The following is a 15,852-nucleotide window of genomic DNA, read 5'->3' as shown; positions in this document are numbered from 1 at the left end:
AGGTGTTTCCCCTCGTCAGGGGCAACCCACCACTTCAACACGATCGCGGCGAGCTTCACCAAACGCCACCGGGCGCGCGTTTCGGTGCCGGAGCGGCCAAGTACGCGTTCCATGGGAATTGGTGTGTCTCTCGGACACCACATTCCGGGAGGGTCCGGGCCGGTTTTTCGATGCGCCGAATAATCAGCCGGAATACGGCCCGCCGTTGATTCACATCGGACGGTCCACTGTCCCCCGTAGGAGCTATCGCACCTGTTCACCGCAGGGTGATGTGTGCCGCGTCCCGCCCTCGATAAATTCGTCGCCAGCGATAGGGCCGCCCGGCGAATGCGGTCCACCGAGCCGAATCGAGGAACGAAGGCGATGAACAAGAAATGTGGTGCGCGGATTTCCGGCCGGTCACGGGGCCGCCGGTTCGCCACGGTTCTGACGGCCGCGGCACTGGCGGTGGCCGGTGCCACCGCCTGTAGCGACGCCGCACACGAGGAAGACCGGCCGCCGCCCACGGACCGGGCCGAGGCCGCCGCGATCACCTGGGGGGCCTGCCCGGAGGCGGCGGCGGGAGTGGCACGGGATCCCAAGCTGACCTGTGCGACGGTCGCGGTCCCGCTGAACCACGCCGAGCCGGACGGCACGTCGATCGAGGTGGCGATCTCCCGGCTGGCCGCCGCCGACCCCGGCAAGCGGCACGGCGTTCTGCTGCTGAACCCGGGCGGTCCCGCCCTGTCCGGTCTCGACATGCCCAGCACGATCGCACCGACGCTGCCGAAGTCCGTCCTGGACGGCTACGACCTGATCGGCTTCGATCCGCGCGGCGTCGCGCACAGCACGCCGCAGAGCTGCGGTCTCGAGGTCGCCAGCGTGCCGGGGCATTTCCCCTATCCCGCCGCGGACGGCTCGATCGACGCGAACGTCGCACTGGCCCGCACCGAGGCCGAGAGGTGCGCCGCCACGGCCGGGGAGAACCTGCGGCACTACAACACCGCCAACACCGCTCGCGACCTGGACCGCATCCGCGAGGCGCTCGGCGAGACGAAGATCTCCTACTGGGGCCAGTCCTACGGGACCTATCTCGGTGCCGTCTACAGCTCGCTGTTCCCGGAGCGGACCGGCCGCATGGTCCTCGAAGGCAACATCGATCCCACCAAGGTGTGGTCCGGCGAGGTGCAGGGCTGGGGCAAGGGCATGGCCGACCGGTTCCCCGACGCCGCCGCGGTCGCCGCGGCACAGAACGGCCCCCTCGGGCTCGGCGGCACCGTCGACGAGGTCACCCGGACCTATCTCGCGCTCGCGGATCGGCTGGACCGGACGCCGGCGCCGGTTCCCGGCACCCAGCAGTCCATGAACGGAGCGGTCCTGCGCACCACCACCTACGCACTGCTCCTGGACAACAAGAACCTGCCGATCCTCGCGCAGGTCTGGAAGGCCGCAGCGGACCTCGCGGACGGCCACCTCACCGCGGCCGGCGGCGAGGTGCTCAAGCAGGTGTTCGCCGAGGCGCCGCCCACCCCGGGCATTGCCGCCGACAACCAGGCGACCATGTTCCTCGCACTCGTCTGCGGCGACGCCGAGTGGTCCCGCGACGTCGGCGACTACGCCACCCGCAGCGCCGCCCACCGCGAGGCCTGGCCGCTCACGGCGGGCATGCCGGCCAACATCTGGCCATGCGCCTTCTGGAAGGCCCCGATCGAGAAGCCGGTCACCGTGACCGGCGAAGGCCCCGGTGACATCCTGATCCTGCAGAACCGCCGGGACCACGCCACACCATGGGAGTCCGGGCAGGGGCTGCGCGAGGTCCTCGGCGACCGTGCCGCCCTCGTCGGTGTCGACAACGGCGGGCACTACGTCTACAACGCGGGCTCGGCCTGCGCGGACAGGGCGACCGTCGACTTCCTGAACACCGGCCGGCTGCCGGGCCAGGACGTCTACTGCACCGACGTCCCATAGGGCTGACCAGACCGGCGCGGGCGGCCTTCCCCGGTGGAAGGCCGCCCGCGTGGCTGGAGTAGGTGGCGGTGCGGTCAGGATTCGCGTGCCGTGTGGGCGAGGATGCTCTGTGCTGTCGCGAGGACGGCCTCCTCCGGCGGGCGCGGCGCCCATCCGAGCACGCGCCGCGCTTTGGCGCTCGTGGCGTCGCGTGGGGTCCCGAGCATCGACAGGCTCAGTCGAAGATCGTCGTCGAACATCGCGGCGATCCGCACGACCCAATCCGGGATGGTCCTGGTCGGAACCGCGCGCGCCGCGTCGCCGAGCCCGTCGCGGAGCGTGCGGGCCATCATCGGCAGGCTCATCAGCCCGGCGTTGGCGATGAAGCGTTCGCCGGCGGCCGCGGGGTGCGTCATCGCGCGCACGTGGAGATCGGCGACGTCGCGGGCGTCGACGATCCCGACCGTCGCCCGCGGGAGCACGGGGGTGCCTCCCTTGAGCAGGAGCGCGATCGAGCCCACGGAGGTGCCGTAGTCATCGCTGAGAACCGGGCCGAGTATGCCGGTCGGGTTCACGACCGCGAGTTCGAGGCCCTCCCGCTCCGCGAAGTCCCACGCGGCGCGCTCGGCGAGCGTCTTGGACTTGGCGTAGGCGGTCACGCCGCGACCGGACAGGTCGGTCCAGATCGTCTCGTCGTAGGGCGCGGTCCTCGGCCCGTGCCCATAGTCGATCGCCGCCAACGACGAGGTCAACACGACCCGCTTGACGCCGCCGCGCAGTGCGGCGCGCAGCACGCGCAGCGCGCCGTCGCGGGCCGGCACGATCAGGTCGTCCTCGTGCGCCGGCGGTGCGGCCGGGAAGGGCGAGGCGACATGCAGCACGTAATCGCAGCCGGCGACGGCGGCGTCCCATCCATCGTCCGCGGTGAGATCCGCCTGCACGACCTCGAGGCCGGCCGCGTCCGTGCCGCCGCCCGCGGCGACCATGGAGCGGACGCGGCCGGCGCCGCGCGCGGAGCGCACGGTGGTGCGCACCTGGAAGCCGTCGGCCAGGAGGCGCAGGACGCAGTGCGCGGCGAGGAAGCCACTGCCGCCCGTGACGAGCACCCGGGAGTTCGTCATGACCCGCTCCTCACGTCCGTACCCGTATCGGAAAACCGGCCGCCCACCCCGACGGCTCCCCACACCGCGGTGAAGCCCGCGCGGCAGCGGCTGTCGAACTCGTCGGGCTCGCGGGACACGGCCTCCATGGTCGTGGCCGCCAGAGCGCCCACCGTGGCCACGAGGAACTCCAGCGGCTGGTCGGCGAAGGGCCCGCCGGCCTGCGCTTCCGCGAAGAGTGAGTCCGCGCCCCGCATCGCGGCGACACCGTCACGACGGGTCTGCTCGGTCAGCTCGCGGGAGGCCTCGATCAGCATCAGCACGCGCTGCTTGTCGGGGTCGGCGGCACCCCACCGGATCCACCGCCGCCAGCCCTCCCAGGCACGCTCCCGCAACGGGCCGTCAGGAATGGGCGGCTCGGCCACCGCGGCGGCGAGGTCGCGCTTCAGGTGCAGATACAGCCCGTTGAGCAGCGCCGTCTTCGTCGGGAAGTAGTTGAACAGCGAGCCGGCCGAGAGTCCCGCCTCGGCCGCGATCGACGCGGTCGGCGCCGCCAGCCCGTCGCGGGCGATCGCCCGTGTCGCAGCCCCCAGCACCGCCGCGCGGCGCTCGGGACTCAGTGTCCGTGGCATGGCCACCTCCTATAAATGACTGACCACTCACTCATTTATAGCACGGCGCGCGGGGAGCCGGCCCTCACGACGGATCGGGCGACGGATCGGGCGCTCGCGCTCCACGAGGCGGCGCTCCACAAGCCACGGTGCGGCGCCGCCGGTCCGGCAGGAGGATCGGCGCGGCGGGGCGCCGCCACCACTGGGGCGGTCAAAAGGACCGTTTAACGGCTTTTCGCCGGTATGGTCGGATCATGTCAGCAGCGGGTACGGTCACGGCCGCGGGCCTGTGGCCCGGCGCGGTCCGCGACGCGGTGGACGCGGAGATCGCGGCGTTCCTGGACCGGGAGGCCGCCGCCGCGCCGGACCCCTGCCTGCCCCCGCTGGTCGAGGTGGCGCGCACGTTCACCGGCGGCGGCAAGCGGATCCGCCCGCTGTTCTGCGCGGCCGGGTGGCTGGCCGCGGGCGGCGCCACGGGCTCACCGGCGATCCACCGGGCGGGCGCGGCGCTGGAGCTGTTCCACACGTTCGCGTTGATCCACGACGACATCATGGACAACTCGGACACCCGGCGCGGACGCCCGACCGTGCACCGCGCGCTGGGCGGCGGCGGCCGGTCCGGGGTCAGCGCGGCCATCCTGCTCGGCGACCTCTGCCTCGTCTGGTCGGACCGGCTGCTGGCCGCGGTGCCGCTGCCGCCCGGCCGGATCGCGGCGGCCCGGCCGCACCTGGACGCGATGCGCGTGGAGGCGGTGGCCGGGCAGTACCTCGACATCGACGGCACGCCCGAGCTCGGCGACCTGGACCGCGCGTGGCGGGTGGTCCGGCACAAGACCGCGTCGTACACGGTGGCGCGCCCGCTGCAGATCGGCGCCGCGCTGGCCGGCGCGCGCGAGCCGCTGCTGCGGTTCTGCGCCGCGTTCGGCCGCCCGGTCGGCGAGGCCTTCCAGCTCCGCGACGACCTGCTCGGCGCGTTCGGCGACCCGGCCGCCACCGGCAAGTCCAGCGTGGACGACTTCCGCGGCGGCAAGCGCACGGTCCTTGTCGCGCTCGCCTGGCGGCAGGCCGGCCCGGCCGAACGGCGGGTGCTGCGCGCGCACTACGGCCGCGCGGACCTGGACGCGGCCGGCGCGGCCGAGCTGCGCGCCGCGATCCGGGCGACCGGCGCGGACACGATGACCCAGGACCTGATCGACCGGCGGATCGGGCACGCGCTGGACCTGCTCGCCGCCGCGCCGGTGCCGGAACCGGCGCGGCCGGTGCTCGCCGCGCTGGCCGGCACCGCCACCGCCAGAACCCACTGACCGGCGTCAGGGCAGGTGCGGCAGGATTCGGTCCATCCGGGCGGGCAGGTCGCGGATGCGGATGCCGGTGGCGTGCCAGATCGCGTTGAGGATGGCGGCGGGGGAGCCGACGATGCCGATCTCGCCGATGCCCTTGCTGCCCATCGGGTTGAGCTGGTCGTCGTGTTCGTCGATCCAGGCGGCGTCGATGTCGCGCACGTCCGCGTGCGCGGGGATGTGGTAGTCGGCCAGGTCGTGGTTGACCCAGTCGCCGGTGTGCGGATCGAGGACGCCCTCCTCGTGCAGCGCCATGCCCATGCCCATGGTCATGCCGCCGATGAACTGGCTGCGGGCGGTGCGCGGATTGAGCACGCGGCCGACCGCGTACATGCCGAACAGCCGGTCGACGCGGACCTCGCCGGTGACGGCGCTGACCCGTACCGCCGCGTAGTGCGCGCCGAAGGCGTGCCGGCCCTCGTTGCCGCGCGCCTCGACCAGCTCGGCGGTGTCGAACACACACTCGTCCGCGGTGCCCTCGCGCAGTGTCCGGCAGGCGCCGTCGACCGCCCAGCCCCAGGACGCGGTGCCGGACGAGCCGCCGGCCACCGGCGCCTTGGGCAGCGCGGTGTCGCCGATCCGCACGGTCACCCGGTCGACCGGCAGGCCCAGCGCGTCCGCCGCGATCTGGGTGAGCACGGTCCGCGCGCCGGTGCCGAGGTCGGTGGCGGCCACGGACACCTCCACGCGGCCGTCCGGCAGCCGGCGGGCGCGCGCGGTGCACGGCGCCGCCATCGCCGGGTAGGTCGCGCCGGCCACGCCGGTGCCGCGCCACCACTCCCCCTCGCGCCGCCGCGCCGGGCGGTGGTCGCGGCCGTCCCAGCCGAAGCGCCGCGCCCCCTCGCGCAGGCAGCGCAGGTAGTTGCGGCTGGTGAACGGCGCGCCCTCCTCCGGCTCCACGCCCGGCTCGTTGCGGACGCGCAGCTCGATCGGGTCGAGGTCGAGCGCGGCGGCCAACTCGTCCATCGCGCACTCCAGCGCGACCATGCCGGGCGCCTCGCCGGGCGCGCGCATCCACCGCGGCGTGGGCACGTCCAGGCGCACCAGGCGGTGGCCGGTGCGGCGGTTCGCGGCCGCGTACATGTGCCGGGTGACCACCGCGGTCTGCTCGGCGAACTCGAAGATCCGGGAGGACTGGGAGATCGCGTCGTGCGTGATGGCGGTGAGCGTGCCGTCCGGGCCGGCGCCCAGCCGTACCCGCTGGATCGTCGGGGTCCGATGACCGACCAGGCTGAACAGCGCCTGCCGGGGCAGTGCCAGCTTGACCGGGCGGCCGGTGACGCGCGCGGCCATCGCGGCGAGGATCGCGTTCGGGCGGGCGCTGCCCTTGGAGCCGAAGCCGCCGCCGACGTGCTCCGCCACGATCCGCACGCGCGCCGGGTCCAGCCCGAGCGTGCTCGCCACGTCCGCCGCGACCGGCCACGGCCCCTGGTTCGAGTCGTAGAGCGTCAGGTCCTCGTCGCCGTCCCAGACCGCGATCGTGGCGTGCGGCTCCATCGGGTTGTTGTGCAGCGCGGGCGTGGTGTACGTGACGTCCACGGTGACCGGTGCGGCGGCGAGCGCGGCCTCGGCGTCGCCCTGCGCGGTCTCGGCCGGGAAACCCGGGTTGACCACGTCCGGCGTGTACAGGTCCGGGTGGTCCGCGCGGAGCACGACGTCGTGCGGCTCCTCCCCGATGTCGAGCACCGCGCTCTGGGCGGCCCGGCGCGCGGCCTCCAGCGTCTCCGCCACCACCAGGGCGATGACCTGGCCACGGTACGAGATGCGCTCGTCCTGCAACACGTACAGCTCGGGGTCCTGAGGTTTCCGCAGCTCGGGCGCGTTGCCGTGCCAGAGGACCGCGAGCACGCCGTCGAGCGTGGGGTCGAGCTCCACGTCGCGGAGCCGGCCGCGCGCGACCGGGGACCGCACGATCCAGGCGTGGGCCGCGTTCTCCACCGGGTACTCGACGGCGTACCGGGCCGCGCCGGTGACCTTCTCCGGCCCTTCGACCCGGGCGAGCGGCGTGCCGAGCGCGTGCCCGGGCAGCGTGACGGTCATGGCTCATCGCCCTTCGGTGAGCGCGCCGAGCACGGCGGCGGTCAGGTTCCGGATCAGCGGGATCTTGTACGCGTTGTCCCGCAGCGGCTCGGCCGCGGCCAGCTCCGCGTCCGCCGCAGCCAGGAACGCGTCCCGGGTGGCCGGGCCGCCGCGCAGCGCCTCCTCCGCCACGTGCGCGCGCCACGGCCGGTGGGCGACCGCGCCCCACGCCAGCCGTACCTCCGCGACGGTGTCGTCCTCGATCTCGACGGCCGCCGCGACCGCGCCGGTGGCGAACGCGTAGGAGGCGCGGTCCCGGGCCTTGCGGTAGGCCGACCGGCGGGCCGCCGCCAGCGGCGGAAGGTCCACCGCGGTGATCAGGTCGCCGCGCCGCAGCACGGTGTCCTGCTCGGGCCGGTCGCCCGGCAGCCGGTGCAGCGCGTCGGCCGGGATCTCCCGCTCGCCGTCCAGCCCGTGCACGCGGACGATCGCGCCGAGCGCGGCCAGCGCCACCGCCAGGTCGGACGGGTGGGTGGCGACGCACGCCGCCGAGGCGCCCAGGATCGCGAGGTTGCGGTGGTCGCCGTCGCGGGCCGGGCAGCCGGTGCCGGGCTCGCGCTTGTTGCACGCCTTGGACGTGTCCTGGAAGTACCGGCACCGGGTGCGCTGCAACAGGTTGCCGCCGGTCGTGGCCATGTTCCGCAGCTGCCCCGACGCGCCCGCCAGCAGCGCCTGCGACAGCACCGGGAACCGCTCGCGGACCTCCGGGTGCGCGGCCAGCTCACTGTTGCGGACCATCGCGCCGATCCGCAGCGTGCCGTCCGGCAGCGCGGTCACGTCGTGCAGCGGCAGCCGGGCCACGTCGACCAGCGCACCGGGCGTGGCCACGCCGAGCTTCATCAGGTCCACCAGGTTCGTGCCACCGGCGATGAACGTGGCGTCCGGGTCCCGGGTGAGCAGCGCGACCGCGCCCGGCACGTCCGCCGCCTCGTGATAGGTGAACTCCCTCACCGGGCCGCCTCCGCGATCGCCGGGACGATGTTCGCGTACGCGCCGCACCGGCACAGGTTGCCGCTCATCCGCTCCCGGATCTCGTCGTCCGTGAGACCCGCGCCGTCCCCCTCGGTGACCGCGCTGGGCCACCCGCGCCGCGCCTCGTCCAGCATCCCGACCGCGGAGCAGATCTGCCCCGGCGTGCAGTAGCCGCACTGGAACCCGTCGTGCTCCAGGAACCCGCGCTGCACCGGGTGATCGCCGCCCAGCCCCTCCACCGTCACCACCGAGGTGTCACGCTGGGTGATCGCCAGGATCAGGCAGCTGTTGACCCGCCGCCCGTCCAGCAGCACCGTGCAGGAGCCGCACTGCCCGTGGTCACAGCCCTTCTTCGCCCCGGTCAACCCGAGGTGCTCGCGCAGCGCGTCCAGCAGCGTGGTCCTCGGATCGACCACGAGGTCCCGCCGCTCCCCGTTGACCTCGAGCGTGAAAGCGATCGCCACGTGCGCCTCCTCAGGTTGGTCCGCGCCCCGGAGTGCCCCTCAGCGACCCGCCGAAACACGCGGCCCGCAGATCGTCGAGCAGCCCCGGCAGCGGCTCGGTGTGCCCGATCGAGGAGAACCAGGTCCACAGCTCCAGCGCGTGGTACATCCGGTACAGCGCGATCCGCTCCGCGCCGTACCGCGGCAGCGGCCCGTACCCCGCCAGCAGCGCCGCCCGCTTCGCCGCCGATCCGCCGATGTCGAACTGGATCGTCTTCGCCAGGTCCGTCATCGGGTCCGCGGACAGCGCGTTCTCCACGTCGATGAACCCGGTGACCGTACCGTCGTCGTCGACCAGCACGTTCCCCTCGTGCAGATCGTTGTGGCACAGCACCGGCCCGTCGCAGGCCGCGACGTACGGCTCACCCTCCACCGCCCGCCTCGCCACCGCGTCGTGCACGTCCACCGGCCCGCCCGCCGCGCGGAACTCGTCCAACTGCCGGGCGAACCGCCGCCGCATGAAGGTCAGGTTGTCCGCGACCGGCTCCAGGATTCCGGTCACGATGTACCCGTAGGCGGGCATCCGGATCCGGTGCAGCGCCGCCTGGAACTCCCCCATCCGCCGGTACGCCGAGGCGTCGTCCGGCATCCGGTCCCACTTCGGCCTGCCCGGCAGCATCGTGAGCGCGGTCATGGCCCGCTCGTGATCGGCGCCCACCACGCGCGGCACCCCGGGAATGCCGGCCATCAACGTGTAGACGTGGATCTCCTTGGCCTGCTTCCATCGCCAGCCCTCGGAGTACCGCTTGACGATCAGCGGCTCCGCACCGGCGAGGCGAACCTCGTAGACGGTGTGCAGCGAGCCGCCGCCGCGGGTGACGACCTCGGTGACGACGCAGCCGTCCGGCAGGACGGCGTCGAAGGACGGGAGCGACACAGGCCGACCGTAGGGGCATTCGCACCGATGATCCAACGGTTTACGGTTCCGGTGGATACGTGGTCGCTGTTGCGAGCCGGCCCATAACAGCGACCATGTATTACCCGCGACATTCGCGCGGTGAGTGGCGCGCCCGCGATAAGCCGATATGTCGGGCGCGGGGCGCCCGCACTGCCAGATGACCGGCCAGGCTCCGACGCGGTGATCGGTTAGGGGATGTCGCGTGATCGCTTACGGCTGCGATGCGCAATCGATACTGCGGCGACACTTGATCGGTTACGGCAACCACGCGTGATCGGTTACGGCAGACCAGGCGTCACCGGTCACGGCAACCACGCGTGATCCTTTACGGCAACCATGCGTGATCGGTTAGCGCGATGACGCGGTGATCGCTTTAAGCGACGACGCGGTGGGCGCGGAACCGCCGATTTCTTTCGTGCGCCAGCACGGACCGCGCCGGCCTGGCTGCCCCGTCGCCGTCGACCTGCCCTTGGGGTGCAGATCATCGGCAGGGCCGCCACACACCACGAAACCACCACCGACGAGACCAAAGCTGGCGGCCCTGCCGATGATCTGCTCGGCTTCGCCCGGGAGACGGTGACGGGGCAGCCAGGCACACGACACGCAACCCATACCACCCACGAAAAGACAACGGGGCCGACGAAACCCACCGTGACCAGGCAACGCACGCCCATGCCCCGGAGCCAGAGGCCCGCCGGAGGCAGAAGCCCGGCACACCCAGAGGCCCGCCGGAGGCACAGGCCCGCCACACCCAGAGGCCCGCCGGAGGCACAGGCCCGCCACGCCCAGAGGCCCGCTCGGGCCAAAGGCCCGCCACACCCAGAGGCCAGCCGCACACCCAGAGGCCGGCCGCACCCAGAGGCCAGCCGCACACCCAGAGGCCGGCCGCACCCAGAGGCCCGCCGGAGGCAGACCTTTAGACCGGAACCCGAACCCGCCCCCTCACCCACCGACCACCACGCAGCAACCCCGAGTCACGGATCATGAATCCCATCCACCACATTTGATTGCATCAATACAACAAATCCCCACACCACGGTCGGCAATCCGAAACTCGACAAAGGACTGAATGCCCGGATGAACCATTGACATCCCCAATCGGCAGCGCCAAGGTGGTCGCAGTTGGACTTTGCTCGGCGACACGGGGGAACGAGCCAGGGGACCGGTGTGCCTCCTCCGTGATCAGCAGAGATCGGAGGTGCCATGGTCGTCACACCGACCTATCCCGGCGTTTACATCGAGGAACTACCCAGCGCGGTTCGCACCATCACCACCGTTTCGACCTCGGTCACCGCATTCGTCGGATATACGACGCGCGGCCCGACCGGCGGAGCGACAACGGTCACCAGTTTCGGCGATTTCGAGCGGCGTTTCGGCGGGCTGAGCGCGGACAGTCCGCTCAGCTACGCGGTGCAGCAGTTCTTCCTCAACGGCGGCGGGATCGCGGTGATCGTGCGGCTCGCGCCGGGCGCGACCGGCTCCACCGTCACGCTGTCCAGCGGCGGCACGGAGCTGCTCCGGCTGACCGCGCGTGAGCCGGGCGCCTGGGGCGACGGGCTGCGCGCCTCGGTCGACCACGGCGCCACGCCGGACACGTTCGACCTGCGGATCTCGGACCTCGCGGGCACCGACGAGACGCACACGGGCCTCACGCCGGCCACCGCGGCCGACCGGATCAACGCCACGTCCACGCTGGTCACGGCGCAGGCGGTGCCGAACGCGCCGGACGACACCCGGCCGGACGCGTCCGGCACGGTCTCCGACCCGTTCGACGAGGTGCCCAACCCGGCCGGCGCGGAGATCACCGCGGCGATCGAGGGCCGGGCGAACTCGGAGATCACCTTCACGCTGCCGTCCGGCCCGGCACCGCAGCGGCTGCAACAGGTCGCGCTGCTGCTGGAGCGCGGGCTGCGGGCCAATGCCCGGGGGCAGCGCGCGTTCTCCGGCGCGCGGGTGCGCACCACCGGCGACAACCGGCTCCAGGTGATCGCGGGCGAGCCGGACGCGGTGATCCTCTTCCCGGACGACGGCGATCTCGGGCTGGCCGGCACCACCCGTCCACCGGGCTCCGCGTTCGCCGACGGCGCGCCGGGCACCCTGCCCGGGGCCGGCGACTGGCTGGGCAGCGCCGACGAGAAGACCGGCATCCACGCGCTGCGCGACGTCGACGACGTGAACCTGCTGGTGCTGCCCGGCGTGAGCGCGCTGGCCAGCCTGGACGAGCAGGTCGCGGTGCTGGCCGAGGCGCGGGTGCTGGCCGAGACCCGGCGCATGTTCCTGATCGCGGACGCGCCGGCCGCCTGGCGCACGCTGGACGCGTTCCGCAACGGGCTGGAGCTGATCGACTCGGTGCGCGGCGACCACGCGGCGCTGTACTTCCCGCACGTGCTGCTCTCCGACCCGCTGACCGGCCTGGTGCGGGACTTCCCGCCGAGCGGTGCGATCGCCGGGATCATGGCGCGCACCGACGGCGACCGTGGCGTGTGGAAGGCGCCGGCCGGCACCGAGGCGCGGATCGTCGGCGCGCGCGGGCTCACCGTGAAGCTCACCGACGCGGAGAACGGGCTGCTCAACCCGCTCGGCATCAACTGCCTGCGCACGTTCCCGGTGGTCGGCCCGGTGGTGTGGGGCGCCCGGACGCTGGACGGGGCCGACCGGCTCGCGTCGCAGTGGAAGTACGTGCCGGTCCGCCGCACCGCGCTGATGATCGAGGAGAGCCTCTACCGGGGCACGCAGTGGGTGGTCTTCGAGCCGAACGACGAGACGCTCTGGGGCCAGATCCGGCTGAACGTGGGCGCGTTCATGCACTCGCTGTTCCAGCAGGGCGCGTTCCAGGGCACGTCGCCGCGCCAGGCGTACCTGGTGAAGTGCGACCGGGACACGACCACACAGGACGACATCAACCGCGGCATCGTGAACATCCTCGTCGGGTTCGCGCCGCTCAAGCCCGCCGAGTTCGTGATCATCAAGATCGAGCAGTTGGCCGGCCAGGTGGAGGTGTAGGGGCACATGGCCGAGTTCACGGTCAACGCGCAGCGCTTCGATCCGTACAAGAACTTCAAGTTCCTGGTGCTCTGGGACGGCCGGGTGGTGGCCGGCGTCAGCAAGATCAGCCCGTTGAAGCGGACGACCGAGGTGGTCAAGCACCGCAGCGGCGGCGACCCGAGCACGCCGCGCAAGTCGCCCGGCCGCACCGAGGTCGAGGCGATCACCCTGGAGAAGGGCCTGACCCACGACCGCGCATTCGACGAGTGGGCCACCAAGGCGTGGGTGGTCGGCGGCGGCCTCGGCTCCGAGGTGTCGCTGCGCGACTTCCGCAAGGACGTGGTCATCCAGGTGCTCAACGAGGCCGGTCAGGTCGCGGTGGCGTACAAGCTGTACCGCTGCTGGCCGAGCGAGTTCCAGGCGCTCGGCGAGATGGACGCGAACGCGAACGCGGTGGCGATCTCGAGCCTCAAGCTCGAGTGCGAGGGCTGGGAACGCGACCTCGAGGTGCCCGAGCCCGAGGAGCCCGTCATCCAGCTGCCGGCCTGATCGCGATGACCGGGGCCGCCGAGCTGCTCGCGGTCTGGGAGTCCGGGCTGCCGGCGACCGGGCCGCGGCGCGCGCTGCTGCTGCACGCGCTCGCCCGCGGCCCCGGTCACGACACCGAGACGCTGCTCGCCACGCCGGTCGGGCGGCGCGACGGCGACCTGCTGCGGCTGCGCCGCGGCCTCTTCGGCGACCGGCTCACCGGCCGCCTCACCTGCGCACGGTGCGGAGAGGAGTTGGAGTTCGACGTGGACACCACGCAGCTGCTCGACGCCGTGACCGACCCGCCGCCGACGATCACCGTGACGCACGGCGGGCGGCGGATCACCGCCCGCCCGCCGACGGCGGGCGATCTCGTCGCGCTGGCCTCGATCCCCGCCGCCCGCGCACGTGCCGCACTGCTCTCCAGGTGCATCGGCGGTACGTACGAGCCCTCCGACATCCCGGACGATCTCGCGGACGCGGTCGTCGCCGCGCTGGCCGAGGCCGATCCGGGCGGAGACCTGCGGTTCACGGTCCCGTGCGTCGGCTGCGGGGCCACCTGCACGGCACCGCTCGACATCGGCGGCTACCTGTGGGCGGAACTGGACGCCTGGGCCCGCGCCACGCTGCTCGACGTGCACCTGCTCGCCACCGCGTACGGCTGGGGCGAGGCGGAGATCCTGGCCATCAGCCCGACCCGGCGGCGGTACTACCTGGAGCTGAGCGGCCATGCCTGACTTCTTCGACCGCCTCGCCGAGCGGGCGCACGGCGTCCCGGCCGCGGACCCGTCGTGGGTGCGCCCCCGGCTGCCGCAGCCGTTCGAGCGCGTGACCGGCCTGGAGATCCAGGAGGTCGAGGTGGACGCGCCGGCTCCGTCCCGCGCCGCGCCGGGCGGGCCACCGGCGCGCGAGCAGGTCCGGCACGTGCCCGGCGCGCCGGTCGTGCCGCCGCCGGCCCCGGCCGCTCCCCCGCCGCCGGTGGCGCCCGTGATCGCGCCGGTGGTCCCGGCCGCGTCCGCGGTGGTGGGCGCGCCCGAGCCGGCACCGGCCGCGATCGGCGAGGTGGTGGAGACGGTCGTGGAGCGCGCGGTGCCCGTGACGACCGGGGCGGAGCAGCCGGAACGAACCCGGATGACGGCGTCCACCGTACCGGCGAAGACCGATTTTGATCCTGCGCCGCTGGCGGCGCGACGGGTGCCGCCGGTGCCGTTCGACCCGCGCGGCGCCGCCACTGCCGAGCCCACCGCCCCGCGCGCCACCGCCGCGCCCGCCGACCCCGTGATCAGGGTCAGCATCGGGCGCCTCGAGATCTCCGCCGCACCACCACCCGCCGAGCGCCCCGACCGCCGCGCATCCCGCCGCCCTGATCCTCGAATCAGCCTCGATTCCTATTTGAACAGTCGGGAGGCGCCATGAGCGAGCGTGCGAGCGAATCATCGGCTCAGCGCCGACCCACACGCCACCGCACCGAACCGGCGAAACCCGGCCAGCGCGAGCGTGCGAGCGAACCATCGGCTCAGCGCCGACCCACACACCACCGCACCGAACCGGCGAAACCCGGCCAGCGCGAGCGTGCGAACGAACCATCGGCTCAACGCCGACCCACACACCACCGCACCGAACCGGCGAAACCCGGCCAGCGCGAGCGTGCGAACGAACCGTCGGCTCAGCGCCGACTCCCGCGCGACCGCGGCGCGGAGGGGAGTCCGGCATGAGCAATGCGTTGGCGCTGGCCGCGGTGACGGCGGCGTTGCGGCACTTCATCGGGCGGACCGTGCAGGAGGACGTGCCGCTGGGGGTGAACGTGGTGGCGGGGCGACCGCCGATCGATCCGCCGGACGATCCGACGATCACCATCTTTCTGTATCAGCTCACGCCGAACGGGGCGCTGCGCAACAGTGACGCGCCGACCCGGGCGGTGGACGGCACGCCGCTGCGGCGGGCGCAGGCCGCGGTCGACCTGCACTACGTGATCAGCTGCTACGGGTCGGAGGAGGCGCTGGTGCCGCAGCGGCTGCTCGGGTCCGTGGTGCGCAGCCTGTACGACGAGCCGCTGCTCAGCGTCGCGGACATCGACGCGTCCACCGCGACCGCGCCGTTCCTGGCCGGCAGCGATCTCGCCGCGTCGCGGCAGCGCGTCCGGTTCACGCCGAACCAGCTTGATCTGGACGACATGTCGCGGTTGTGGCAGATGCTCGGGCAGACGCCGTACGGGCTGTCCGTCTGCTACCAGGCCACGGCCGTGCTGCTGGACGGGCGCACGACGCCGGCCGGCGGGCTGCCGGTGCTCGACCGGCGGATCGTGGTCGCGCCGATCACCGCGCCGGCCGTGGAGCGCGTGCTGTCCGCGGTGCCGGGCGGCGCGCCGGACACCGGGCCGGTCACCGCCGATCGTGACCTGGTGCTGGTCGGCACCGGGCTGGCCCGGCCGGGGATGACCGCGCGGGTCGGCGGGCTGCCGGCCGCGGTGCTGGCCTCGTCGGAGCGGCGGGTGGTGGTCGGGCAGCCGGCCGAGCTGCCGCCGGGCGCGCATCCGGTGCAGTTGCTCTACGACGTGGCGTTCGGTGACCGGCAGCGGCCCCTGGTCGAGTCGAACGTGGTGGCGTACGTGCGCCGGCCGCGGATCACGCGCGTCACGTCCGGGGCGAGCGGCGTCACGGTGCAGCTCGACCTGTCCGTGCTGGCGGCGCAGCGCGCGGTGCTGCTGCTGGACGGCGCGGGCGGGCGCGGCTACCGGTTCGACGCGCCGCATCCGCTGGCCGAGCCGGGCGTGACCACCGACCGGTTCACCGTGCCGATCACCGGCGTGGAGCCGGGAACGTACCTGGTGCGGGTGCAGATCGACGGCGCGCAGAGCCCGCTGGAGCTGACCGGCGGCACGTTCAGCGGGCCGACGGTCGAGGTGTGAGC

Annotated in this window: 13 protein-coding genes; 7 read left to right on the top strand and 6 right to left on the bottom strand. The window is 73.2% G+C overall.

Going from position 1 to position 15,852, the window contains the following annotated elements:
• Positions 1-564 precede the first annotated feature (564 nt).
• A complete protein-coding gene (locus J2S41_RS11520; protein ID WP_310366571.1) occupies positions 565-1,947 on the top strand; it encodes an alpha/beta hydrolase in 1,383 nt (460 codons plus the stop codon).
• 74 nt (positions 1,948-2,021) lie between these two features.
• Here J2S41_RS11520 and J2S41_RS11515 read toward each other — a convergent pair whose 3' ends face one another.
• Positions 2,022-3,047 (bottom strand): NAD-dependent epimerase/dehydratase family protein, encoded by a 1,026-nt coding sequence (locus J2S41_RS11515; protein ID WP_310366565.1) that lies wholly within the window; start codon positions 3,045-3,047, stop codon positions 2,022-2,024.
• Complete coding sequence (locus J2S41_RS11510) at positions 3,044-3,658, bottom strand: TetR/AcrR family transcriptional regulator (protein ID WP_310366562.1); 615 nt, start codon at positions 3,656-3,658, stop codon at positions 3,044-3,046. Before J2S41_RS11510 ends, J2S41_RS11515 begins: the two co-directional genes overlap by 4 nt.
• Positions 3,659-3,891: 233 nt before the next feature.
• Between J2S41_RS11510 and J2S41_RS11505 the strand changes: the two genes are divergently transcribed.
• The gene (locus J2S41_RS11505; RefSeq protein ID WP_310366560.1) at positions 3,892-4,941 is read left to right on the top strand and encodes a polyprenyl synthetase family protein; all 1,050 of its coding nucleotides are present in this window, start codon (positions 3,892-3,894) and stop codon (positions 4,939-4,941) included.
• Between the two features lie 6 nt (positions 4,942-4,947).
• Here J2S41_RS11505 and J2S41_RS11500 read toward each other — a convergent pair whose 3' ends face one another.
• From J2S41_RS11500 to J2S41_RS11485, 4 genes are read right to left on the bottom strand one after another with little or no spacing between them, the layout of a single operon-like run.
• Positions 4,948-7,017, bottom strand: a complete 2,070-nt coding sequence (locus J2S41_RS11500) for a xanthine dehydrogenase family protein molybdopterin-binding subunit (RefSeq protein ID WP_310366557.1) — start codon at positions 7,015-7,017, stop codon at positions 4,948-4,950.
• Positions 7,018-7,020: 3 nt separating this feature from the next.
• Entirely contained in the window at positions 7,021-8,007 is a 987-nt protein-coding gene (locus J2S41_RS11495; RefSeq protein WP_310366555.1) for an FAD binding domain-containing protein, read from the bottom strand.
• Positions 8,004-8,492, bottom strand: coding sequence for a 2Fe-2S iron-sulfur cluster-binding protein (locus tag J2S41_RS11490; protein ID WP_310366553.1), 489 nt, complete (start codon positions 8,490-8,492; stop codon positions 8,004-8,006). Before J2S41_RS11490 ends, J2S41_RS11495 begins: the two co-directional genes overlap by 4 nt.
• Positions 8,493-8,502: 10 nt before the next feature.
• Positions 8,503-9,408 carry a phosphotransferase family protein gene (locus J2S41_RS11485; RefSeq protein ID WP_310366551.1) on the bottom strand — a complete coding sequence of 302 codons (906 nt, stop codon included), beginning with the start codon at positions 9,406-9,408 and terminating at the stop codon, positions 8,503-8,505.
• Between the two features lie 1,224 nt (positions 9,409-10,632).
• Between J2S41_RS11485 and J2S41_RS11480 the strand changes: the two genes are divergently transcribed.
• The 5 genes from J2S41_RS11480 to J2S41_RS11460 all read left to right on the top strand — a co-directional run bounded on the left by J2S41_RS11480 (position 10,633) and on the right by J2S41_RS11460 (position 15,850).
• Positions 10,633-12,432: a phage tail sheath family protein gene (locus J2S41_RS11480; RefSeq protein ID WP_310366548.1), complete on the top strand. Its 1,800-nt coding sequence runs from the start codon at positions 10,633-10,635 to the stop codon at positions 12,430-12,432.
• 6 nt (positions 12,433-12,438) lie between these two features.
• A complete protein-coding gene (locus J2S41_RS11475; protein ID WP_310366545.1) occupies positions 12,439-12,963 on the top strand; it encodes a phage tail protein in 525 nt (174 codons plus the stop codon).
• A 5-nt stretch (positions 12,964-12,968) separates the two neighbouring features.
• Positions 12,969-13,679, top strand: coding sequence for a hypothetical protein (locus J2S41_RS11470; RefSeq protein WP_310366542.1), 711 nt, complete (start codon positions 12,969-12,971; stop codon positions 13,677-13,679).
• The gene (locus J2S41_RS11465) at positions 13,672-14,358 is read left to right on the top strand and encodes a hypothetical protein (protein ID WP_310366539.1); all 687 of its coding nucleotides are present in this window, start codon (positions 13,672-13,674) and stop codon (positions 14,356-14,358) included. Before J2S41_RS11470 ends, J2S41_RS11465 begins: the two co-directional genes overlap by 8 nt.
• A 295-nt stretch (positions 14,359-14,653) precedes the next feature.
• Positions 14,654-15,850 carry a Pvc16 family protein gene (locus J2S41_RS11460; RefSeq protein WP_310366537.1) on the top strand — a complete coding sequence of 399 codons (1,197 nt, stop codon included), beginning with the start codon at positions 14,654-14,656 and terminating at the stop codon, positions 15,848-15,850.
• Positions 15,851-15,852 lie beyond the last annotated feature (2 nt).

This window comes from Catenuloplanes atrovinosus (assembly GCF_031458235.1).
In the GTDB taxonomy this organism is placed as follows: domain Bacteria; phylum Actinomycetota; class Actinomycetes; order Mycobacteriales; family Micromonosporaceae; genus Catenuloplanes; species Catenuloplanes atrovinosus.
Note: the sequence above shows the minus strand (reverse complement) of the source record. Positions and strands in the feature narration are given on the sequence as shown.